Below are 21,878 nucleotides of genomic sequence, written 5' to 3' on the forward strand. Positions count from 1 at the left end.
TGATTGCACGTCAACGATAGCGTAGGTCGAGCGTGAACGGAAATTCGAGGCTGCGTTCGCGGCCCTTTACGTGCATCGTGCCGGGCGTGTGGCCCGTCGCGAAGAAGCGTGCACGTCTGCGGCTTTCCGCTTCATATGCGTTGACCGGGAAGGTCTGATAGTTGCGCCCTCCCGGATGCGCGACGTGATACTGGCAACCGCCGATCGCGCGTCCCGTCCATGTATCGACGATATCGAACGTAAGCGGCGCATGTACGTCGATGGTCGGATGCACCGATGCCGCCTGCCCCCACGCGCGAAAGCGCACGCCGGCGACGTATTCGCTCACGCGCCCCGTCGGTTGCAGCGGCAACGTCTCGCCGTTTACGGTGACGACATGTCGATTGCCGTTCAGTCCGAGCACGCGCACTTCGAGACGTTCGACGGACGAATCGACAAAGCGCACCGTGCCGCCGATCGCGCCCTCTTCGCCCGTCACGTGCCACGGTTCGAGCGCATTGCGAATGGTGAGCGCGATGCCGCTCGTATCGTATGCGCCGACGAGCGGGAAGCGGAACTCGAAGTGCGGCGCGAACCAGCTTCGCTCGAATGCGAAGCCCGCATCGCGCAATTCGCCGAGCACGTCGTCGAAGTCCATCTGCACGAAGGTGCCGAGCATGAAGCGGTCATGCAGTTCCGTGCCCCAGCGCGTGAGTCGCGCGGTATAGGGCGCTTTCCAGAAGCGCGCAACGAGCGCGCGCAACAGCAGTTGTTGCACAAGACTCATGCGCGCGTGCGGCGGCATTTCGAACCCGCGTAGTTCGAGCAGACCGAGCCGGCCGGTTGGTCCATCGGGCGAATACAGCTTGTCGATGCAAAATTCCGCACGATGCGTATTGCCCGTCACGTCGATCAGGATGTTGCGCAAGATGCGGTCGATGAGCCACGGCGGCACGGTCGCATCGTCGCGTGTGCCGAGCAGATCGAGTTGACGTTGCAATTCGGCGAATGCGATCTCCAGTTCATAGACCTGATCGTTACGCGCTTCGTCGACGCGCGGCGCCTGGCTCGTCGGACCGATGAAGAGCCCCGAAAACAACGTCGACAACGACGGATGGTTATGCCAATACGCGATCAGGCTCGCAAGCAGATCGGGGCGACGAAGGAAAGGACTGTCCGCGGGTGTCGCGCCGCCGAGCACGAAGTGATTGCCACCGCCCGTGCCGGTGTGCCGGCCGTCGAGCATGAATTTCTCCGGGCTCAGATAAGACTCGTGCGCCGCGTTGTAGAGAAACTCGGTGTGTTCGACAAGATCGTTCCAGTTCGCGGCCGGATGAATATTCACCTCGATCACGCCGGGGTCGGGCGTCACCTGCAGCATCTTGAGACGCGCGTCGCGCGGCGGCGGATAACCTTCGACGATGACAGGAATCTGCAAATCGGAAGCCGTTGCTTCGACGGCCGCCAGAAGATCGAGATAGTCGTCGAGCGCGGTGAGCGGCGGCATAAAGACATGCATCAACTTGTTGCCGTTGCCGAGCTTCGCGAGGGCGTCGGCTTCCGCTTTGGGACCGGCCGCGCGCGCGGGATCGCGCGCTTCCACGCACAACGCGATGCGCGCGATCCAGCCGGCCGACTCGCCACGCTGCGGGACGCGATCCCGCGATTTACCGGGTGCTGCGGCATGGTGCTTATTCTTATTAAGCACATCGGCATTTCGCATGCGAGATTCATTATCCAAATCCGCATATTGCATGCGTAATTCAGTCGCGGTGCGCAAGGGCGTGGACGGCGCGAACGGGTCGTGCGCGTGCTGCCACGGGTAATCGCCTTCCGACACCCACGGCAGCGAATCGAGCGGCAAGCGATAGCCTATCGATGCATCGCCCGGAACCAGGTACATGCGCTCGTCGCGGAAGAACCACGGACCGGTCGTCCAGCGGTCCGACTGCGTCGCGGAGTCGCTTTCGCGCGCGATCGGCAGCGCGTAACCCGTGATCGACGGAAGGCCGGCATCGAACACGCGGCGCAGGCGCGCGCGCTCCAGTTCGTCGTCGAGACGCGAGTCGAACGGATCGACGTTCACGGGCAAGCGGCGTTCGCGCCACAGGTAGTACCACGTGTCCTCGTATGCCGGTTGAATGTATTTTGAATCCAAAGACAGCTTGCCCGCGAGATGACGAATGAAGCGCGCGGCGTCATCGGCCGTGTACGACGCAGGCTGCCGCTCGTCCGCGAAGAGCGACGGGTCGTGCCAGCACGGTTCGCCGTCCGCGCGCCAGAACAGCGACAGCGCCCAGCGCGGCAATTGCTCGCCCGGATACCACTTGCCCTGTCCGATGTGCAGGAAACCGCTCGTGCCGTACTGTGCGCGCAGCTTGTCCATCAGCGAAACGGCGTAGGCGCGTTTCGTCGGGCCGAGCGCGTCGGTGTTCCATTCCGGTTCGTCGCGATCGCGGACCGACACGTAAGTCGGCTCGCCGCCCATGGTGAGCCGCACATCCGATACGTTCAACTGCGCATCCACCTCGCCGCCCATACGCAGCACCGCGCTCCAGTCGTCCTCGCTGTAAGGCTTCGTCACGCGTGGCGTTTCGAGCACGCGCTCGATCGACATCGTGTGGACGAATTGGACTTCGCATTTTTCCACCGCGCCCGAAACCGGCGCGGCGCTGTCCGGCTCCGGCGTGCATGCAACCGGAATGTGTCCTTCGCCCGCCAGCAAGCCGGAAGTCGGATCGAAGCCGATCCAGCCTGCACCCGGCAGGAAGACTTCGCACCACGCGTGCAGATCGGTGAAGTCCACTTCGGTCCCGCTCGGGCCATCGAGCGATTTGGTGTCCGGTGCGAGTTGCAACAGATAACCCGACACGAAACGCGCAGCCAGCCCGAGATGCCGCAGCGTTTCGACGAGCAGCCAGCCCGAATCCCGACACGAACCCGCCGCGCTTTCGAGCGTTTCCTCCGGCGTTTGCACGCCCGGCTCCATCCGGATCAGATAACGAATCTCCTGTGAGAGCCTTTGATTGAGTGCGACGAGAAAATCCATCGTCGCGAGCGGAGAGCGATCGATACTTTCGACGAATGCCGCAAAGCGCGGCGTTAGCTCGCGCTTGACCATGTAGGGCGCGAGATCGTGCAGCAACTCGGGCGCATAAGTGAACGGAAATTTTTCGGCGGCCGGTTCGAGAAAAAAGTCGAACGGGTTATAGACGGCCATTTCGGCGACGAGATCGACCGTCACCGTGAATTCGCGCGTTTTCTCGGGAAAAACCAGACGCGCCTGATAGTTCGCGAACGCGTCCTGCTGCCAGTTGATGAAATGGTCCTCTGGCTCTACGCGCATGGAAAACGAAATGATCGGCGTGCGGCAATGTGGTGCGGGCCGCAAGCGAACGACTTGCGGCGACAGACCGACGAGCCGGTCATAGCGATACTGCGTGACATGGTTCAACGCGACACGAATGGACACACCGGACTCCTTTGCTCAATTGATGCTGCACACGCGGCACGCGCTGCAACGCGATCTCTGTTTGTCATGGAAAAGACGGCCTGATTACGGCACGATGTTTGCGACAGCATCGCCGACAGCGCGCACACGAAACGTCGCGCCATAACATTTCCACCGACCACACGATGAAGACCTTTCACTGCAATCGCTGCAACCAGCACGTATTCTTCGAGAACACGCATTGCGAAAACTGCGGCGCGCGGCTCGGTTACATACCCGATATCGATCAGATCAGCGCCTTCGAGGAGAATGGAGACGGTCGCTGGCGCAGCCTGCATCCGCTCGCGAAAGATCTTCTCTATAGGCCGTGTCATAACTACGCGGTCGAAAACGTCTGTAACTGGGTCGTCCCCGCGCCCGATCTCGAACCATACGACCCGCTTTGTTGCTCGTGCCAGTTGACGAGCACCATTCCTAACCTCTCGAATCCGGAGAACCTCCTCTACTGGTATCGCATCGAAGCCGCCAAGCGCCGCCTGCTGTACACGTTTTCGGAACTGGGTCTGCCTGTGAAATCCCGTGAAGAAGATCCCGAGCGCGGCCTCGAATTCCAGTTTCTCGAAGGCGATGCGCAAGGTCACGGCGTAATGACGGGGCACAACAACGGCATCATCACGCTCAACGTCGCCGAAGCGGACGACGCTCATCGCGAGAAAACGCGCTCCGCGCTTCATGAGCCGTATCGGACCTTGCTCGGTCATTTCCGCCATGAATCCGGGCACTATTTTTTCGATCGCCTGATCGCCGACACGGCTCGCATCGCACCGTTTCGCACTGCATTCGGCGACGAACAAGCCGACTACGCCGCCGCAGTCGATCGCCATTACCGGGAAGGCCCGCCCGCTCGATGGGAAGACAATTACATCAGCGCCTATGCCACGATGCATCCGTGGGAAGACTGGGCGGAGACCTGGGCGCATTACCTGCATATCGTCGATACATTGGACACCGCCGTATCGTGCGGCCTGGTGCTCGTGCCCGATAGCCCGCACGAGCCCACGCTCACCGATCAGACGCCGGTCGAGGAAACCACGTTCGATAACCTGATGAAACGCTGGTTTCCGCTCACTTATGTCCTGAACAGCCTGAATCGCAGTCTCGGCATGCCTGACGGTTATCCGTTCACGCTCGCTCCGCCTGTCGTCGACAAGCTGCGCTTCGTGCATCGCGTCGTCGCGGCGGCGGCCCAGCGCTGAGCGCACGCGCTCAGCCTTTGCTTTGCGATTGGGACTGCGATTGCGATTGCGAATCCGATTCCGAATCCGATGGCATCGGCGGCTCCGGTGCTATCGGCAACAGAAAATCGTGGCTCACGCGGCCCGCGAGATCGTTCACGCGCGCGAGAAAATCGACGAGATAGGCGTGTAGTCCGCCCCTCAGAATGTCGACGATGCGCCCATTCTTCAGTTCCGAACTCAATTGCCCGGCTAGCCGCGCCGCTTCCGAATCGCGCCCTTTCGTCACCTGGCCGATAAGCTGCTCCACTTCCGCGATGCTCGCGGCGAGCGAACGCGGCCAGTCGCCATAAAGAATCAGCAAGCCCGCAACGCGTTCGGGCGTAATGACGTCGCGATAAACCCGTCGATAAACCTCGAAACCCGATACCGAACCGAGCACCGCTACCCAATGGTGATAATCGAACGGTTGTGCGGAAGTATCCGCGCGTTGCTCCATCATTTCGAATTTGACGTCGAGAATGCGCGCCGTATTGTCCGCGCGTTCGATGAAAGTCCCGAGGCGCATGAAATAAAACGCATCGTCCTTCACGAGCGTGCCGAGCTGCACGCCGCGCGACAGATGCGAGCGGAACTTCACCCATTCGAAGAACGTATAGGGTTCCCGCTCCAGAATGCCGTCGGCGAGCATGCGCTGACAGTCGAGCCACGTCGTGTTGAGCGATTCCCATAACTCGCTATTGGTTGAACTGCGCACGGCGCGCGCATTCTCGCGTGCAGCCCGCAAACAACTGACTATCGACGAAGGGTTCGAAAGATCACGCGCCATGAAGTCGATCACGTCGCGGCTTTTCATGCCGTGATGAGCGGCCGAATAGATTCCGCTCAACTCCGATATCGATAACATCGCGCGCCAGCCCAGTTCCGCATATTCATCGGACTGCGGCAAAAGCGAGAGCTGATAGTTCGCATCGAGCATCCGGGCAGTGTTCTCGGCGCGTTCGGTATAACGCGCCATCCAGAAGAGATGATCCGCGGTACGGCTCAGCATGGGTGTTCCCGGTTGTTTGTCGTTGTCTTTGGTGACGCAGTGCATTCCTCAGGACTTTGCGTCAGCGCTCCAGAACCCAGGTATCTTTCGTGCCGCCGCCCTGCGACGAATTCACGACGAGCGAGCCTTCCCGCAACGCAACGCGCGTCAGGCCGCCCGGCACCATGCGCACTTCGGTGCCCGACAACACGAACGGGCGCAAGTCGATATGACGCGGCGCGATACCCGCCTCCACGTAGGTCGGACAAGTGGAAAGCGCGAGCGTCGGCTGCGCGATGTATTTCTCCGGATGCGCTTCGAGCACCGCGCGAAACTCCGCGATCTGCGAGGCGGTCGAAGCCGGACCGACCAGCATGCCGTAGCCGCCCGCGCCATGCGTCTCCTTCACGACGAGTTCGGGCAAATGATCGAGCACATACTTGAGATCGTCGGGCTTGCGGCACATCCACGTCGGCACGTTGTTGAGAATCGGCTCTTCGCCAAGATAGAAACGCACCATGTCCGGAACATAGGGATAGATCGACTTATCGTCCGCGATGCCTGTCCCGACCGCATTGCACAACGAGACATTGCCCGCGCGATATGCGCCGATCAATCCCGGCACGCCAAGCGCGGAATCCGGCCTGAACACGAGCGGATCGAGGAAGTCGTCGTCGACACGGCGATAGATCACATCGATCCGCTGCGGCCCCTGCGTCGTGCGCATATACAGGTATTCGTTTTCGACGAAGAGGTCCTGCCCTTCGACGAGTTCGACGCCCATTTGCTGCGCGAGAAACGCGTGTTCGAAATAGGCCGAGTTATACATGCCGGGCGTCATAACCACGATGGTCGGATTCTCGACGGCCGCGGGCGCGGCCGCGCGCAACGTGTCGAGCAGCAAATCCGGATAGTGCGCCACCGGCGCCACGCGATTGCGCGCGAATAGATCCGGAAAGAGCCGCATCATCATCTTGCGGTTTTCGAGCATGTACGACACGCCCGACGGAACGCGAAGGTTATCCTCAAGCACATAGAACTCGCCCTGTCCCGCCCGCACGATATCGATGCCCGCGATATGCGCATAGATATCGCGCGCGACATCGACGCCACGCATCTCGGGACGATACTGCGCGTTACCGATTATCTGCGCCTCGGGAATGATGCCTGCGCGGATGATGTCCTGCTCGTGATAGATATCGTGGATGAACCGGTTGAGCGCATTTACGCGCTGCCGCAGGCCACGCTCCAGCGCGCGCCATTCATCGGCGGGAAAAATGCGCGGAATGAGGTCGAAGGGAATCGTGCGCTCGGGAATGATGCCGGGAAGATCGCTCGTTCCGTAGACGGCGAAAGTTATGCCGACACGCCTGAAGTTGAGATCCGCTTCGGCGCGCTTGACATCGATCTGCTGCTCGCTTTGAGCGGAAAGCCAGGTCATGAAGTCGCGGTAGTGCGTGCGTGGATCGCCCACGCCGAGAAATGCCACCGCCGACAACCCGCGCGCCTCCAGATCGCTGCGCTCGAACATCTCGTTGAAGAATGCTTGCGTCATAGCCGGTCTTCCAAATGAAGTGCATGCCGGGGTGGCGATTCCCCTTCGCTCGTATTCCTGGTTGCACTCGCAAACGCTTGAAGAGCCCGAAAGACGCGACGCGTCCGACAACATGGATACGTCGTTAGGCGACCTCGAAGCGCGATGCTTTATTTATCTGTCACACTTTTTCGTGCGAAGCATCGATTGCGTGGGCAGCCCAGTGCCGATTGAGAAAAAGCAACTTCAATGCCAATGATCTGAACGGTTCCCCTCCTTGTTTAAAGCATGTCTCCATGCGCGAATCCCGTTGTTTTGCACCAAAACGGCGCGTCCCCACAGAACGTTGCACAGTCAGAGGATAAATTTCATGCTGCATGACGGTGCGCGGATTTCGGACGGGGTCGGCGTCGCCGGTATCATAGGCGTCTTACCGCACGTCACCAAGCCCATGAACACGCCCTCCGAAGCCACACCCCGTCCCGCCTTGCGCGAGCTCACGCCTCTCGAAGCGCGCGTGCTCGGCGTGCTCGTTGAAAAACAGCATACCGTGCCGGACACTTATCCTCTTTCGTTGAATTCCCTAACAGCAGGCTGCAATCAAAAGACCGCGCGCTCGCCGGTGATGAACGTGAGCGAAGACGAAGTGCTGACGACGATCGATGGCCTGAAGCGCCTGAGTCTCGTCTTCGAAGCAAGCAGCAGCCGTGTACCGCGCTTCGAACATAACGTGAACCGCGTACTCGGCGTGCCGAGCCAGTCGGTCGCGCTGCTCGCCACGCTATTCCTGCGCGGCCCGCAAACGGCGGCGGAATTGCGCGCGAATAGTGCGAGGCTGCATTCGTTTGCGGACATATCCTCGGTCGAAAGCTTTCTCGATGAACTCGCCGCGAACGATCCGCCGCGCGTCGTAAAGCTGTCGCGTACGCCCGGCGAGCGCGAAAGCCGCTGGGCGCATCTTCTTTGCGGCGAAGTGAGCATAAGCGATATGCCTTCGCGCGAAACCCAGGGCGGCGAATCTTTTTCCCTTTCCGAATTCGAAGCATTAAAGTCGGAGCAAAAACGCCTTGCTCACGAAGTCGTGCAATTGCGCGCAATGGTTCAGCGAATGGCGAGCGAACTGGGCATTACTCTCGATGAATCGTCCCCCGATGCCTGAACAATGGATGAGCCGCTGATATCGGCATCGCTCGTGTTTCGCGACGACGGAACGCCGTACTCGCCGCGTCACGACGACATCTATCACAGCGCGGCAGGGGCGCTGGCTCAGGCGCGCCATGTCTTCCTCGATGGCAATGGCCTGCCCGCGCGCTGGGGCGGCAGGCCGCGCTTCACGGTGCTCGAAACGGGTTTTGGCATGGGCGTCAATTTCCTTGCGACGTGGGCGGCATGGCTCGCCGATGCGCACCGGCCGCCCGTGCTCGAATTCGTGTCGATAGAAAAACATCCATTCAGCGCGGACGATTTGCGCAAAGCGCACGCGGCGATCATCGACGATGCCGCTGTCACGCCGCTCGCCGATGCGCTCGCGTCAGTATGGCCGCCGCTCGAAAGCGGCGTGCATCGGCGGGCATTCGTTGCAGGCGCCGTCACGTTGACACTCGCGTTCGCCGATGCCGCCGACCTCTTGCCGCACCTCGCCATTCACGGCATCGCAGCGGACGCGATCTATCTTGACGGCTTCGCGCCAGCCAGGAACCCGGACATGTGGACGCCCACCGTCTTCGCTTCGCTGGCGCGCATGGCGAAAGAAGATGCGACCTTCGCTACCTTCACCAGCGCGGGCATTGTCAAACGCACGCTCATCGAAAACGGGTTCGACTATCGCAAGGTCGCGGGATTCGGCGGCAAGCGCGCGATGCTCGTCGGCACGCGATCCCAATCTCCACGCGTTATAACTTCGTAAGAATAGATCGTGTCGTTTGAAGGCACGAGTTGCGCGACACGAACGCCGATCCGCCAAGTCCGACATGCGCGGAAAGCATTGCGTAATCGTGCATCGGCATAAGTTCTCTCCAGATTCCGAGCGTCCGGCAACAAAGCAGGATTAGTTGGATAATGCGCACCCGTTGGCGGCGCGGCCTTTGCTCGCATCAGCAGAACAAAGGCCGAGACCGCGCCCCGGCACGTTCTTATCGGCGCTGATTCATGAGGAGAAAAGCTTTGGAACCCAGCAACGATGCGCCCCGCAGCCCATGGCTCTGGGTCGTACTATTGATACCCTACGTCGCACTGCTTTGGCTGCCGTTCTATAACGACACGCGCCCTTCGTTCGCGGGATTCCCGTTTTTCTATTGGTATCAGTTTTTGTGGGTGCCGCTCACCTCGCTCCTGCTTTATATCGTGCACAGGGGCATGAAATGAACGATCTCACACCTATCGATCCAGTCGCGATGACCATCTTCATCGCGTTCTTCGTGCTCGTGACTGTCGTCGGTTTCTTTGCCGCGCGCTGGAAACGAGGCGATCTCACGCAGCTTCACGAATGGGGCCTCGGTGGCCGCCAGTTCGGCGTGTTGATTTCATGGTTTCTCGTCGGCGGCGATTTCTATACCGCCTATACCGTGATTGCAGTGCCGGCACTCGTCTATTCGGTCGGTGCCTATGGGTTCTTTGCGCTGCCTTATACCATCATCGTCTACCCGTTCGTGTTCGCGGTGATGCCCAAGTTATGGAAGATCGCGCATGCGAAGAACCACATCACCGGCGCCGACTACGTGCAAGGCGAATACGGCGGAAAATGGTTTCCTGCCGCGGTGGCGATCACGGGAATCGTCGCTACGATGCCGTATATCGCGCTGCAGCTCGTCGGCATGCAAGTAGTCATCAAGGGCCTCGGCGTGACGGGCGAACTGCCGCTCATCATCGCATTCGTGATTCTCGCGCTCTATACCTATACGAGCGGCCTGCGCGCGCCCGCGATGATCGCCTTTGTGAAAGACATCATGATCTATATCGTCGTGATCGCGGCGGTATGGCTCATTCCTCTGAAGCTCGGCGGTTATGCGCATGTATTCGATTCGGCCGATCAATACTTCAAGGCGAAAGGCGGACCGACGGGCATCATCCTCAAGCCGGGTCAATTCACGGCCTATGCCTCACTTGCGCTCGGCTCCGCGCTCGCCGCATTCATGTATCCGCATACGATGACCGCGGTGCTCGCTTCGTCGTCCGCAACGACGGTGCGCAAGAACGCCATCTTTCTGCCGGCTTATACGCTGCTGCTCGGTTTGATCGCGTTGCTGGGCTATATGGCGATTGCTGCGGGCATACATGTGAAGACGGCATCGGATGTCGTACCGGCGTTATTCGGCACGCTGTTTCCCTCGTGGTTCGTGGGCTTTGCGGCCGCGGCCATCGCGATCAGCGCACTCGTGCCGGCGGCGATCATGTCGATCGGCGCCGCGAACCTCTTCACACGCAACTTGTGGCGTCCGCTCATATCGCCTGACATGTCATCGGCCGCCGAAGCATCGACGGCGAAGCTCGTGTCGCTCGTCGTGAAGTTCGGCGCGCTGCTGTTCATCGTGTTCCTGCCGACGCAGTATGCGATCGACCTGCAGTTGCTCGGCGGCGTGTGGATCCTGCAGATATTCCCGGCCATCGTGTTCACGCTCTATACACGCCGCTTGACCACGCCCGGTCTTTTCCTGGGATGGCTATTCGGTATCGTATTGGGCACGGGTCTCGCAATCTCGCAAGGGCTCAAACCGGTCTATGTCGTCCATCTCGGCGATGCTTCGTGGCCGGTCTATATCGGCCTGATTGCGCTCGTGGTGAATATCGTCGTGACGCATGTCGTTTCGCTCGTCACGCGGCGCAGCATAGTGTCCGCGGCTTAAAACCCGACGATCGACGATGCCCGGTGTTTGATCGCGCCGGGCATCGTTTGCAAAGGCAGTGATAACATCGGCGTCAAGCCTTTCCTTTTACGCAATGCGTGTCATGCTCGCTAGCGAAAACACTCCGATCCCGTCTCCCATCGCGAACGCCGTGTTTGCGGAAGACAAGCTCTCTATCGGCATCACATTGCCGATCACGCGCGATAACCAGAGCATCGTCGACTTCCAGGAACAGATAGCACTGGCGCGGCTCGCTGACCACCTCGGCTTTCGTGCGCTCTGGGTCCGCGACGTGCCGCTCAATAGCATCGATTACCCGGACCCGACCGGACATCTCGATCCGTGGGTCTTGCTCGGCGCGCTCGCATCGAATACGGAACGCATTGCGCTAATCAGCGGCGCGATCGTGTTGACGCTCAGACATCCCCTTCATGTCGCTAAAGGCGCAATTTCCGTCGACACGCTGTCTCGGCGACGCTTCATTCTGGGCGTCGGTTCAGGCGATCGTCCACCGGAATATGCCGCCTTCGGCCGCGATCCCGATGCCCGGCGCGATCTATACAGACAGCATTGGGAAACGCTCGCCGCTGCCGTTACCGCGCCCTCTCGCGTGATCCCCGATCAGGCGCCCGACGGCGCACCCGAGTTCTATCTCTTGCCTCGCCTGAACACTTCCATTCCGATGCTCGCGGTCGGTTCGGGCGGCCAGAGCGTCGACTGGATTGCGCGTCATTCGCTCGGCTGGATGACTTACCATCACGAACCGCAAGCGCAGCGCGGCCGGTACAGCATGTGGCGTGCTGCAGTCGATCGCGCGGCTTCCGGCGGCTTTCGCGCATTCGGCGTCGCGATGCGGCTCGATCTCAGCGCCGATGCGAACGAGCCATCGACCGACATATCGCTTGGCTATCGCACGGGGCGTCGCGCGCTCGTTGCGCTCTTGCATAAGATGCGCGACGGAGGCACGCATCATGTGACGCTCAACATCACATCGGAGCGACGGCCTGCGCGCGATATCATCGAAGAAGTCGCCGCACATGTTCTTCCCGAGTTTCATCGCTGAATTCATTTGTTATTCACGACAAAACCATGACCGCACCCGACGCAAACCCCGCTTGCACACCCGATGACGACATCGTTTCGCTCGAAGCTGTCGCGCTTTCTCAAGCGATTCAAGCACGCGACGTCTCGTGCGTCGAAGTGATGAAAGCCTATCTCGCGCAAATCGATCGCTTCAACCCCGCAGTCAATGCGATCGTCGCGATACAGGATCGCGATGCGCTATTTACTCTCGCCACCGAGCGCGATGCACAGCTATCACGAGGAGAAAGCCTCGGGCCTTTACATGGGTTTCCGCAAGCGCCCAAAGATATCCTTCCCGTTGACGGCATGCTCACGACGAAAGGCTCGCCTTTGTATGCAGGCGAAGTCTCAACAGTCGATGCCGTCATCTTCGAGCGCATGCGCCGAGCTGGCGCGATATTCATCGGTCGCACGAACTCCCCGGAATTCGGCTTGGGCGGACACACGTATAACCCGGTGTACGGCACCACGCGCAACGCGTTCGATCAATCGCGCTCGGCGGGCGGCAGCAGCGGCGGCGCCGCGGTTAGCGTCGCATTGCGCATGCTGCCGTGCGCGGACGGCACCGACATGATGGGCTCTTTGCGCACGCCCGCTGCCTTCAATAACGTCTTCGGCTTTCGCACAACACCGGGATGTGTGCCGTATGCGCCCAGCGACGATGTCTTCTTTCAGCACTTCAGCGTCGCTGGTCCGATCGCGCGGACCGTTCCCGATCTTGGCTTGCTATTGTCGGTGCAGGCGGGCTTCGACGCCCGCGCGCCTCTTTCGCGCAGAAACGACCGGCCCATCGACTTCACGAACGCGTTGGAGCGCGACATGCGAGGCACACGCATAGGCTGGCTCGGCGATCTGAATGGACATCTGCCGATGGAAACGGGCTTGATGGACCTATATGCAGCGGCGCTGCATCACTTCGAAACGACGGGTTGCGTCGTAGAGGCTGTAGATATCGACTTCGATCTCGACCGTCTCTGGAATGCCTGGATCGATCTGCGCAGCCTCACGTTCTCCGGCACCAATGCGCCGCTCTATCGCGACGCTGCCAAGCGCAAGTTGCTCAAACCCGAAGCGGTATGGGAAATAGAACGAGGTTTGAAGTTATCGGGAGAAGATGTTTCCCGTGCAATTCGCGACCGCTCGGCGTGGTATCAAGCAATCAATGCGCTATTCGATCGCTTCGACTATCTGGTGATGCCTTCGGCTCAGGTATTCCCTTTCGATGCAGAGTTGGACTGGCCGCACGCTATCGACGGCCGGGGGATGGATACCTACCATCGCTGGATGGAAACCGTGGTCGCCGCAACCATGGCATCCCTGCCCGCGCTCAGCGCGCCAGCCGGCTTCGGCCCTGGTGGCTTGCCGACCGGTCTGCAGATCATCGGACCGACGCAAGGCGATCTGGGCGTATTGCAGATCGGCCTTGCTTACGATCGCGCAAGCGGATTTTCCCGCGCACGCAGTCCCTTGCTTGGCTAAAACCCGAAAGCTTGTTAGCTTTAGGCAGGGGCTCTCTAAGCGCTCTTGCGCGCGGTCTTCTTTGCGGCCGTGCGGCCAGAACGCTTCGCGCCTTTCTTCGCCGCACCGTTCTTGCGGCCTGCGCCAGCGATCAGATATACGGTGCGGTCAGCCGCATCCTTGATCCATGCGGGCGGGCGCGCATGACCGCTCCACGTCGCGCCGGATTCCGGGTCGCGATACTTCGGCGGAAGTTTGGACTTGTTCGCTCCTTTCTTAGTACCGGACGATTGCCTTGAACCCGCTGGACGGCCGCGCTTTTTAGCTGGGCTTGAGCCGGCTTCGGCGAGATCGGCCGGGGTCAAGCCATATTCATCCATCAATACTCTTATCTTGGCGATCACCTCGACCGACTTTCTTTCTCGTAACGCATCCGCACGGCGCTGCAATTTCTGAATCTGGTTTTCCAATTGTGCCAATGTAGCCATCTTTCCTCCCGTATCCGTCCGCAAACGTCGACCGAAATGAGCAACGTATGCGCGTCGTGAATTACAAGCTGTTGTCTAATGAGTATGCTCGACACGCGATTGCGGCGATATGCAGATCTTATATGGATAACATCGACACTAAGCGCTTTTGCGAAAAATTTTGCTTCTCTGCACACCGATCTCTAAAACGCGCATATGATGAGCGCGCTCATCAGACGATAGGCGATAACGCGACCCAATGAATCGTCAATGCAGATCATGCACGCGGGCAAGCGCCGGTGCGTGCATATGACAATGACGCGTGCATTGCGCACGCGTCACGCAAGCGCGAAACAGATCACTCCGAGACGAATCTCGCTTCCTGTTCAGCGGGAGTCAGCGCAAGCGCCAGGATCATCGCGCCGCTATTAAGCGGCACCGAGCTGCCGACGCGCCTCGGCCTATAAACAGGCTGCCCGCGCCTGATCGCCTGTCCGCTCAACGCACATGTTCCGCGCTTGCGGGCAGTGCAAAGCGCCCAGACCTGCTCCGAGTAATTGAACGACGTTGGATCGTGCCATGACAACGATAGCGTCGATTCACTCAGGCGCTCCAGCACGCGAATGTTGACGCAATGCGCCTCGGCCGGTCCGATGCATACACTCTTGCCTTGTACATTCCGCACGAGCGATCGGGTCATCAGTGCGAGCTTCTCGTTCGCTTCCGACGGGCGGTCCGGAAGGCTGTCGAGCATTGCCAGGGTACGGCTCCAGGGATCCATCAACCATGGATGCTTCATGTTCCGCTCCTGCTGGCGGCAACGCCCGCCGCAACAGAAGCCGGGTTGACGTTGCCGGTGGCGTTCCGGGAATGCGCCGCGCAACCCACTTTCTGGACTGGTCTTGCCGCGCCGCGTCGGATGATCGTTCCTAGAGTAGTACACCTGAGCATGCTTTTCTTTTCATTTTTCATGGACATACCTAGACAAGCACGCCAGCTTTGGCGTTCGGATTCGCGCGCGGAGTGGTGCCCGGGAGGTTGCACCCTGAACTAATCAGCAGATAGTTAATGCCGATTAGACAAGAACGAACGTTCGATTAAATCGTATGATGTTTGCGCGGCGTCGAGGTTAGCTTTGGCACGAAAACCGCGTGCTTCTGGCCGTTTGCGCACGTTTCATGCTCAATCGAGGATTCGCGAGTTCACCGATTTCTGACACAATAAAATCCAGTGAACCGTATTTCTCCTGTCGAATCATGACAAGCAAGCTCTCGATCCATGCCACCATTTCGTCGGACCGCGCCTCCGTCAGCTTCGTCGCGTTCTCTCGCGAGCAGGAAATTCAATGCAATATCACGCGCAAGGCGCTGGAGCAATGCTTTTGGGCACCGACAGGAGCGAGCGACGAGCGCCTGCTTAAAGCGTTGAGCGATGGTTATGAGCGCATCAGCGCGCGCGTGCATCGAAAGTTTCTTGCGCATCCATCCAGTTCGATTCATCTGGATGTCATGGATTTTTCTTCCTGACGCCACCATTCAGTGCACAAGCGGCGTGTATCAGCGCGCCGCTTGTGTCGCCTTGCGTATCTTCGTCACATCTTCAGCCTGCACCGCCGAGGTGCCGTTGTTCCAGGCGCCGCGAACGAATGTCAGCACATCGGCGATCTGCCGATCGTTGAGCACGGGCGCATAGCGCGGCATCGGATACGGTGCGGGCACGCCGTCGAGAACGAGATCTCCGGTGCCGTTCAGCGTCACGTTGATCAACGACGATGCGTCCTTCTCCAGAACATTTGGATTTCCCGCGAGCGGCGCAAGCATCGGCGCAAAGCCTCGGCCGTCCGCACCGTGGCAATGCATGCAATACGCGGTATAGATGCGCGCGCCGGAATCCGATGCACCCGGGCGTGTCAATGACACTTTTGTCGCTTTAGGATCATATGAATAGGGCGCGTTGCCATTGCCGCCGGACGCGGGCAATGACTTCAGGTACCGCGCCATCGCTGCAATATCGGCGTCGCTCAACATCTGCGTGCTGTTGTTGATGACGCTCGTCATCGAGCCGAATGCAGACGCGTGCGCATTCGCACCCGTCTTGAGAAAGCCTGCGATGTCCTGCTCGGACCAGCGTCCGAGTCCGGTATTGTGCTCGCCCGTCAGATTGGAAGCGAACCAGTTATCGAGCAATCCGCCCGTCAGGTAAGCGCTATTGCTTTCGTCGAGTCCTTTTTCCTGAAATGCAATACCGCGTGGCGTATGGCACGAGCCGCAATGCCCGAGCCCCTGAATCAGATAGGCGCCGCGATTCCAGGTGACATCCTTGCCGGGCTTGTTCTGATAGACGCTCTTATCCAGAAAGACCACATTCCAGAGCTTGAGCGGCCAGCGCATATTGAGCGGCCACTTGATATCCGGCTCGCGATTGGTTTGCTTGACAGGCGTGACGCCATGCATGAAATACGCGTAGAGCGCATGCATGTCCTCGTCGTTTATCTTTGCATAGGAAGGGTAAGGCATTGCCGGATAAAGGTTATGGCCGTCCTTCGCCACGCCCTGACGCAACGCGCGCGCGAACTCCTCTTCCGTATAGCGGCCTATTCCCGTGTCCGGATCGGGCGTGATATTGGTCGTGTAAATGGCGCCGAGTGGCGTCATCATCGGCAAGCCGCCCGCGAGCGGTTTGCCGCGTGGCGCAGAGTGACAGGCGACGCAATCGCCCGCTCTGGCGAGGTACGCCCCACGCGTAACGAGCGCATCGTCGGCCGCCTGAGCCGAGGACGTCAAAGCAAACAACACCGCAAAGAGAGGCTTGAATGCGTTTTTCATGACGGCCTCCTCAGGCGCTACGCAATTGATCGCCTACGGGTAAGCGTCTCAATCGCTTGCCCGTCGCGGCATGGATCGCATTGGTGATGGCAGGCGCAAGCGCCGCCGTACCCGGTTCGCCAATGCCGCCAGGAGGTTCGGTGCTTTTGACGATATGCACTTCCACCGGTGGCGTTTCGTGAATGCGCAGCATTCGATAATCAGTGAAATTGCTTTGTTCGACGCGCCCGTCCTTGATGGTGATTTCGCTATACAGCGCGGCCGTGATGCCAAAGATGATGCCGCCCTGCACTTGCGCTTCGACGGTATTGGGATTGACGACCATGCCGCAATCGACGGCACACACGATGCGATTAACCTGCACTTCGCCGTTCTTATCGACAGCGACATCCGCGACGATAGCGAAGAAACTGCCGAACGCGTGCATCACCGAAACGCCGCGCCCCTGTCCTTGCGGCACGGATTGCTGTCCCCAGCCGGCGGCCTGCGTCGCGACGTCGAGCACGTTGCGCGCACGCGGCGAATTGCCCAGCAGATCGCGCCGATATTTGACGGGATCGACTTTCGCCTGCACGGCCAGCTCGTCGATAAAGCTTTCCACGACGAAGGTGCCGCGCGTCGGCCCCACGCCGCGCCAGAATGCAGTGGGCACGTCATGCGGTTCGAGCCGCACATAATCGACGAGCTGATTGGGCAGATCATAGGGAAGATCGGACGCCACTTCGACGGCATCCGGATCGACACCGTCCTTCACGGCCGGCGGCGCAAAGCGCGCGAGCACCGACGATCCGACGATACGATGCGTCCATGCAACCGGCTTGCCGTTCGCATCGAGTCCCGCGGATAACTTGTCGTAATAGCACGGTCGATACATGTCGTGCTGAATGTCTTCCTCGCGCGACCATGTCACCTTGACCGGCACGCCGAGCGCCTTGCCGATCTTGAGCGCTTGCGTGGCCATGTCGAATTCGAGCCGCCTGCCAAAGCCGCCGCCAAGCAAATGGTTATGCACGAAGATCTTATCCGCGGGCAAGCCTGTCGCCTTCATCCCGGCATCGCGGATACGCGTAGGCACTTGCGTGCCAAGCCATATATCGCAACCATCGGGACGGACATGCACCGTGCAATTGATCGGCTCCATCGTCGCATGCGCGAGAAGCGGTTGAACATAGACCGCATCGACGCGTGTCTTCGCCGTGGAAAACGCGTTGTCGACATCGCCTTGCTTGCGTGCGACCGCGCCCGTGCGCTGGGACGCGTTCGCCATGTCGTCGACGATCTGTCTTGTCGATACATTGGCGCCCGCGCCTTCTTTCCACTGAATCTGCAAGGCAGCCGCGCCGCGCTTGGCGGCCCAAGTATGATCGCCGATAACCGCAACGCCATTGTCGAACTTCACGATCTGACGCACGCCCGGGATCTTCTTCGCATTGCTGTCGTCGACGGACACGAGCGTGCCGCCGAATACCGGGCAATTCACGATCGCCGCGTACACCATGTCGGGCACACGCACGTCGAGACCGAACATCGCGGTGCCATCGACCTTTTCCGGCGAATCGAGGCGCCTCGCCGGCGTGCCCACGATCTTGAAGTTCTTCGGGTCCTTTAGCTTGATGTCTTGCGGCACGGTCAATTTCGCGGCCGCCTCCACAAGATCGCCATAACTTGCGCTGCGATCGCCCGATGCATGCATAACCTTGCCGTCTTGCGCAAGACAGGACGACGGATCGCATTGCCACTCCTGCGCAGCCGCCGCGACGAGCATCATGCGTGCCGCCGCGCCCGCCTTGCGCAATGGCTCCCATGCATAACGCACGGAAGTCGAACCGCCCGTCAACTGACCGCCCAGAAGCGGGTCCGTGAAGAGCTTTTCGTTCGGCGGCGCGTGGTCGACCGTGACGCTGTCGAGCGGCACTTCGAGTTCCTCGGCAATCAGCATGGGCAACGCGGTATAGACGCCTTGTCCCATTTCGACCTTCGGGATGATGAGCACGACCTTGCCGGTCTTATCGATCTGCACGAATGCATTCGCCGCGAACACGCCGTCTTGCGCCGACTCGACGCCATCGCCTCCGATCACCGACTTGCCTTTGCCCTGGTCCTGGCTCGCGGCCGGCAGGCTGAAGCCAATTAACAATCCGCCGCTCGCAGCGACACCCGCCGTCACACCGAGCTTCAAGAACGCGCGGCGCGATAGCCCCGCACGAGCCGTGTGACGTCCCGCTTCGATCAATCCTTGCGACATGTCACGCCTCCTTCGCGGCCTGCTTGATGGCGGCGCGAATGCGGTGATAAGTGCCGCAGCGGCAGATATTACCCGCCATCGCGGCATCGATATCGGAGTCGTTGGGGTCAGGAACAGTCGTGAGCAACGCCGTGGCGGACATAACCTGTCCGGACTGACAGTAACCGCACTGCACGACATCGAGTCGACGCCATGCCGCTTGCACTTTCTTGCCGGCGGGCGTGTCGCCGACACCTTCGATCGTCGTCACCTTGCGATCGCCGACGGCCGCGATCGGCAATACACATGAACGAACGGCTACGCCATCGAGATGGACGGTGCACGCACCGCATTGCGCAATGCCGCAGCCAAATTTGGTTCCTGTGAGTCCCACGATGTCCCGCAGTACCCAAAGAAGCGGCATGTCGGGCGGCGCATCGATCGTATGGTTCTGGCCGTTAATAGAAAGCGTTGTCATGAGCGGCTCCGGCTTATGCGTGGTTTCGGCGGATATCGCAGATGGCCGACTGCGTGGGGCGGCAGTCGGTTTTAGGAATCGGGATTGTAGCGCCGCTTTAAAAATCAAGCTTGGATCGCGCAGCGCTTATGGATAGCTTCGATTAAACGCATCAATATGGTGCGCGTTTCTGGAATGTGCTTTGATTGCCTGAAACTCCGACTGCTCGCTCTTTTTTAATCGTGTGCGTTCAGCTGCACTTCAATTCAAAGTGGCCGAGCGGACAAGACAGTTAGTTGCATCGCTAATCATTTGGTTGATCCGCCGAGCGCCGCCAGCGTTTCTTCCAGCAAAGCACGCAAGCGAGCGACTCGTTTCAGATCCCGGTGATAACCGAGCCAGACGTCTCGTCCGGGCGGCGCTTCTCCGAGGTCGAAGCGCTTGAGGCGCGCATCCGCATCGCCTAGTGGACATGGCAATACCGCATAGCCCGCACCTAATGCGCACATACTCGCTTGCGCTTCGCGGTTATTGCTGCCGAAGACGATCTTCGCTTGGGGCAGCACACGCTTTACCCAAATCACATCCGGCAACTGATCGAATGCGCTGTCCATGCTGATGAGCGTCTGCCCTTTCCCGTCGCCCGCCCTGGGCAATCCGAGATCGATATGTCCATACAACGCGTAATCGATATGCATGAGCTTGCGCTGCACGACATCGGGCTCGTCGAACGGCGTGATGCGAAACGCGAGATCTGCTTCGCGCCGCGCGAGGTTATAACGGCGCGCATCGGTGACGAGTTCTATCGATACGTGCGGATGCTTCGCGAGAAAGCGCGCAAATACCGGCGTCAGCACATGCACGCCGAACCAGTCGGACGACGAAACCCGCAGCAAACCGGTCAGCTTTGCATCCTGACCCGCGAGCGCACGTGTGAAGCCAAGCGCCTCTTCCTCCATGCGTTCCGCATACGAGAGGATTGCCGCGCCTTCATCGGTCAACACGAAACCATCGCGCGTCCGCTGAAAAAGCACATGACCGAGCGCTTCTTCCAGCGCGCGCAAGCGCCGGCCCATTGTCGGCTGCGTCTGGCCGATCGTCCTCGCGGCCGCGCCCAACGTGCCGCTACGCGCAATTGCGAGGAAGATGCGTACGTCGCTCCATTCGAGAGTGTGGCCATTCATTTTCGTATGACCGTAGTGCAATTCTGTCGATTTACATGCTTGCGTGCATGGCGGAGTATGAGCGCATTGCAATCAACGTTCAATCTTTCCGGGAGTCGTCGATGTCCACCATGCAAGCACTCGTTCTCGATCGCCATAACGGTCCGCTCGAACTCGTCGAACTGGATCGTCCCGAACCGGGCCCGGGACAAGTGCTCGTGCGCATCGCCGCGAGCGGGCTGAATCCTCTCGACACGAAAATCCGCGCGGGGGCGGCGGCTCATGCGAAGCATCCCCTGCCTCTGGTGCTCGGCATCGACATGGCGGGTATCGTCGAAGCTGTCGGTGCGGGCGTCGATGCGTTCAGATCAGGCGATGCGGTCTATGGCATGACAGGCGGCGTCGGCGGCATTCAGGGCTCGCTGGCGCAATACGCCGCCGTGGACGCCGCGCTGCTCGCGCACAAGCCCGCGAATCTTTCGATGCGTAGCGCGGCCGCATTGCCGCTCGCGTTCATCACGTCTTATGCGGGCATCGTCGATCGCGCCCATCTACATGCGGGACAAACAGTTCTCGTGCAAGGCGGCGCTGGCGGCGTCGGTCACATGTCCGTGCAACTGGCGAATGCACTCGGCGCACGAGTATTCGCGACGGCAAGCGAGCGCGATCACGAATACATTCATAGCCTTGGCGCGACGCCTATCGATTACCGCACAACTAGCGTCGAGCAATATGTCGCCGCGCATACGAACGGCGCGGGTTTCGATCTCGTCGTAGATACGGCCGGCGGTGCTTCGCTCGATGCATCGTTTGCAGCGGTGAAGCACTTCGGCCATGTCGTTAGCGCATTGGGATGGGGCACGCATGCACTCGCGCCACTGTCGTTTCGCGAGGCGACTTATTCGGGCGTGTTCACGTTGCATCCGCTTTTGACGGGAGAACATCGCTCGCATCATGGCGAAATGTTATGTGAAGCGAGACAACTCGCCGAGGCGGGAAAGCTCGTCCCGCGCATCGATGCGAGAGGCTTCGATATGCCCAGCGCGGAGCGCGCTTATGAAGCATTGCTGGATGGCACGGCGCGCGGCAAAATCGTCGTCGATATCGACGAGGTGCTATCCCGCTGAACG

17 protein-coding genes and 1 pseudogene are annotated in these 21,878 nt (G+C 60.0%); 9 read left to right on the forward strand and 9 right to left on the reverse strand.

Features of this window, described 5'->3' with window-relative positions; genetic code table 11:
- Window positions 1-10: 10 nt before the first annotated feature.
- On the reverse strand, window positions 11-3,451 hold the full coding sequence (locus AWB82_RS03300) for a transglutaminase family protein (protein ID WP_086965710.1): 3,441 nt from the start codon (window positions 3,449-3,451) through the stop codon (window positions 11-13).
- Window positions 3,452-3,615: 164 nt separating this feature from the next.
- On the opposite strand from AWB82_RS03300, the gene AWB82_RS03305 reads away from it, so the two are divergent.
- Window positions 3,616-4,686 carry a zinc-binding metallopeptidase family protein gene (locus AWB82_RS03305; RefSeq protein ID WP_086965711.1) on the forward strand — a complete coding sequence of 357 codons (1,071 nt, stop codon included), beginning with the start codon at window positions 3,616-3,618 and terminating at the stop codon, window positions 4,684-4,686.
- A gap of 10 nt (window positions 4,687-4,696) precedes the next feature.
- On the opposite strand, the gene AWB82_RS03310 is transcribed toward AWB82_RS03305, so the two are convergent.
- Window positions 4,697-5,716, reverse strand: a complete 1,020-nt coding sequence (locus tag AWB82_RS03310) for an alpha-E domain-containing protein (RefSeq protein WP_086965809.1) — start codon at window positions 5,714-5,716, stop codon at window positions 4,697-4,699.
- A 61-nt stretch (window positions 5,717-5,777) separates the two neighbouring features.
- The gene (locus AWB82_RS03315) at window positions 5,778-7,250 is read right to left on the reverse strand and encodes a circularly permuted type 2 ATP-grasp protein (protein ID WP_086965712.1); all 1,473 of its coding nucleotides are present in this window, start codon (window positions 7,248-7,250) and stop codon (window positions 5,778-5,780) included.
- A gap of 430 nt (window positions 7,251-7,680) precedes the next feature.
- Here AWB82_RS03315 and AWB82_RS03320 point away from each other — a divergent pair, with 430 nt between their 5' ends.
- From AWB82_RS03320 to AWB82_RS03345, 6 genes and pseudogenes are all read left to right on the forward strand, one after another.
- Window positions 7,681-8,388: a YceH family protein gene (locus AWB82_RS03320; RefSeq protein WP_086965810.1), complete on the forward strand. Its 708-nt coding sequence runs from the start codon at window positions 7,681-7,683 to the stop codon at window positions 8,386-8,388.
- A gap of 3 nt (window positions 8,389-8,391) precedes the next feature.
- Window positions 8,392-9,099 (forward strand): annotated as a pseudogene (gene mnmD, locus AWB82_RS03325) (tRNA (5-methylaminomethyl-2-thiouridine)(34)-methyltransferase MnmD); the annotation flags it as partial.
- Between the two features lie 293 nt (window positions 9,100-9,392).
- On the forward strand, window positions 9,393-9,593 hold the full coding sequence (locus AWB82_RS03330) for a DUF3311 domain-containing protein (RefSeq protein ID WP_086965714.1): 201 nt from the start codon (window positions 9,393-9,395) through the stop codon (window positions 9,591-9,593).
- A complete protein-coding gene (gene mctP / locus AWB82_RS03335) occupies window positions 9,590-11,071 on the forward strand; it encodes a monocarboxylate uptake permease MctP (protein ID WP_086965715.1) in 1,482 nt (493 codons plus the stop codon). Before AWB82_RS03330 ends, mctP begins: the two co-directional genes overlap by 4 nt.
- A 103-nt stretch (window positions 11,072-11,174) precedes the next feature.
- Complete coding sequence (locus AWB82_RS03340) at window positions 11,175-12,134, forward strand: LLM class oxidoreductase (RefSeq protein ID WP_086965716.1); 960 nt, start codon at window positions 11,175-11,177, stop codon at window positions 12,132-12,134.
- A gap of 26 nt (window positions 12,135-12,160) precedes the next feature.
- Complete coding sequence (locus AWB82_RS03345; RefSeq protein WP_086965717.1) at window positions 12,161-13,633, forward strand: amidase; 1,473 nt, start codon at window positions 12,161-12,163, stop codon at window positions 13,631-13,633.
- Between the two features lie 35 nt (window positions 13,634-13,668).
- On the opposite strand, the gene AWB82_RS03350 is transcribed toward AWB82_RS03345, so the two are convergent.
- Together AWB82_RS03350 and AWB82_RS03355 are read right to left on the reverse strand one after the other, a co-directional pair.
- Window positions 13,669-14,100 (reverse strand): H-NS histone family protein, encoded by a 432-nt coding sequence (locus AWB82_RS03350; RefSeq protein ID WP_086965718.1) that lies wholly within the window; start codon window positions 14,098-14,100, stop codon window positions 13,669-13,671.
- Between the two features lie 337 nt (window positions 14,101-14,437).
- The gene (locus AWB82_RS03355) at window positions 14,438-15,022 is read right to left on the reverse strand and encodes a DUF3331 domain-containing protein (RefSeq protein WP_235023151.1); all 585 of its coding nucleotides are present in this window, start codon (window positions 15,020-15,022) and stop codon (window positions 14,438-14,440) included.
- 208 nt (window positions 15,023-15,230) lie between these two features.
- On the opposite strand from AWB82_RS03355, the gene AWB82_RS03360 reads away from it, so the two are divergent.
- Entirely contained in the window at window positions 15,231-15,605 is a 375-nt protein-coding gene (locus tag AWB82_RS03360; RefSeq protein WP_235023152.1) for a DUF1488 family protein, read from the forward strand.
- 30 nt (window positions 15,606-15,635) lie between these two features.
- Here the strand turns inward: AWB82_RS03360 and AWB82_RS03365 are convergent, their stop codons facing one another.
- The 4 genes from AWB82_RS03365 to AWB82_RS03380 form a co-directional block, all read right to left on the reverse strand.
- The gene (locus tag AWB82_RS03365) at window positions 15,636-16,904 is read right to left on the reverse strand and encodes a cytochrome c (protein WP_086965721.1); all 1,269 of its coding nucleotides are present in this window, start codon (window positions 16,902-16,904) and stop codon (window positions 15,636-15,638) included.
- A 10-nt stretch (window positions 16,905-16,914) separates the two neighbouring features.
- The gene (locus AWB82_RS03370; RefSeq protein WP_086965722.1) at window positions 16,915-19,149 is read right to left on the reverse strand and encodes a xanthine dehydrogenase family protein molybdopterin-binding subunit; all 2,235 of its coding nucleotides are present in this window, start codon (window positions 19,147-19,149) and stop codon (window positions 16,915-16,917) included.
- A 1-nt stretch (window position 19,150) separates the two neighbouring features.
- Window positions 19,151-19,606: a (2Fe-2S)-binding protein gene (locus tag AWB82_RS03375; RefSeq protein WP_086965723.1), complete on the reverse strand. Its 456-nt coding sequence runs from the start codon at window positions 19,604-19,606 to the stop codon at window positions 19,151-19,153.
- A 287-nt stretch (window positions 19,607-19,893) separates the two neighbouring features.
- Window positions 19,894-20,769 carry a LysR family transcriptional regulator gene (locus AWB82_RS03380; RefSeq protein ID WP_086965724.1) on the reverse strand — a complete coding sequence of 292 codons (876 nt, stop codon included), beginning with the start codon at window positions 20,767-20,769 and terminating at the stop codon, window positions 19,894-19,896.
- 101 nt (window positions 20,770-20,870) lie between these two features.
- Between AWB82_RS03380 and AWB82_RS03385 the strand changes: the two genes are divergently transcribed.
- Window positions 20,871-21,875, forward strand: a complete 1,005-nt coding sequence (locus AWB82_RS03385) for a zinc-dependent alcohol dehydrogenase family protein (RefSeq protein ID WP_086965811.1) — start codon at window positions 20,871-20,873, stop codon at window positions 21,873-21,875.
- Window positions 21,876-21,878: the final 3 nt, after the last annotated feature.

The organism is Caballeronia glebae, from assembly GCF_001545035.1.
GTDB classification, from domain to species: Bacteria; Pseudomonadota; Gammaproteobacteria; order Burkholderiales; family Burkholderiaceae; genus Caballeronia; species Caballeronia glebae.

Excerpts from the sequence above, each read along its gene's own strand:
- AWB82_RS03365 (WP_086965721.1), bottom strand. The coding sequence starts at position 16,904 with ATGAAAAACGCATTCAAGCCTCTCTTTGCGGTGTTGTTTGCTTTGACG.
- AWB82_RS03310 (WP_086965809.1), bottom strand. The coding sequence starts at position 5,716 with ATGCTGAGCCGTACCGCGGATCATCTCTTCTGGATGGCGCGTTATACC.
- mctP (WP_086965715.1), top strand. The coding sequence starts at position 9,590 with ATGAACGATCTCACACCTATCGATCCAGTCGCGATGACCATCTTCATC.
- AWB82_RS03305 (WP_086965711.1), top strand. The coding sequence starts at position 3,616 with ATGAAGACCTTTCACTGCAATCGCTGCAACCAGCACGTATTCTTCGAG.
- AWB82_RS03320 (WP_086965810.1), top strand. The coding sequence starts at position 7,681 with ATGAACACGCCCTCCGAAGCCACACCCCGTCCCGCCTTGCGCGAGCTC.
- AWB82_RS03375 (WP_086965723.1), bottom strand. The coding sequence starts at position 19,606 with ATGACAACGCTTTCTATTAACGGCCAGAACCATACGATCGATGCGCCG.
- AWB82_RS03315 (WP_086965712.1), bottom strand. The coding sequence starts at position 7,250 with ATGACGCAAGCATTCTTCAACGAGATGTTCGAGCGCAGCGATCTGGAG.
- AWB82_RS03345 (WP_086965717.1), top strand. The coding sequence starts at position 12,161 with ATGACCGCACCCGACGCAAACCCCGCTTGCACACCCGATGACGACATC.
- AWB82_RS03380 (WP_086965724.1), bottom strand. The coding sequence starts at position 20,769 with ATGAATGGCCACACTCTCGAATGGAGCGACGTACGCATCTTCCTCGCA.
- AWB82_RS03340 (WP_086965716.1), top strand. The coding sequence starts at position 11,175 with ATGCTCGCTAGCGAAAACACTCCGATCCCGTCTCCCATCGCGAACGCC.
- AWB82_RS03370 (WP_086965722.1), bottom strand. The coding sequence starts at position 19,149 with ATGTCGCAAGGATTGATCGAAGCGGGACGTCACACGGCTCGTGCGGGG.
- AWB82_RS03385 (WP_086965811.1), top strand. The coding sequence starts at position 20,871 with ATGTCCACCATGCAAGCACTCGTTCTCGATCGCCATAACGGTCCGCTC.
- AWB82_RS03350 (WP_086965718.1), bottom strand. The coding sequence starts at position 14,100 with ATGGCTACATTGGCACAATTGGAAAACCAGATTCAGAAATTGCAGCGC.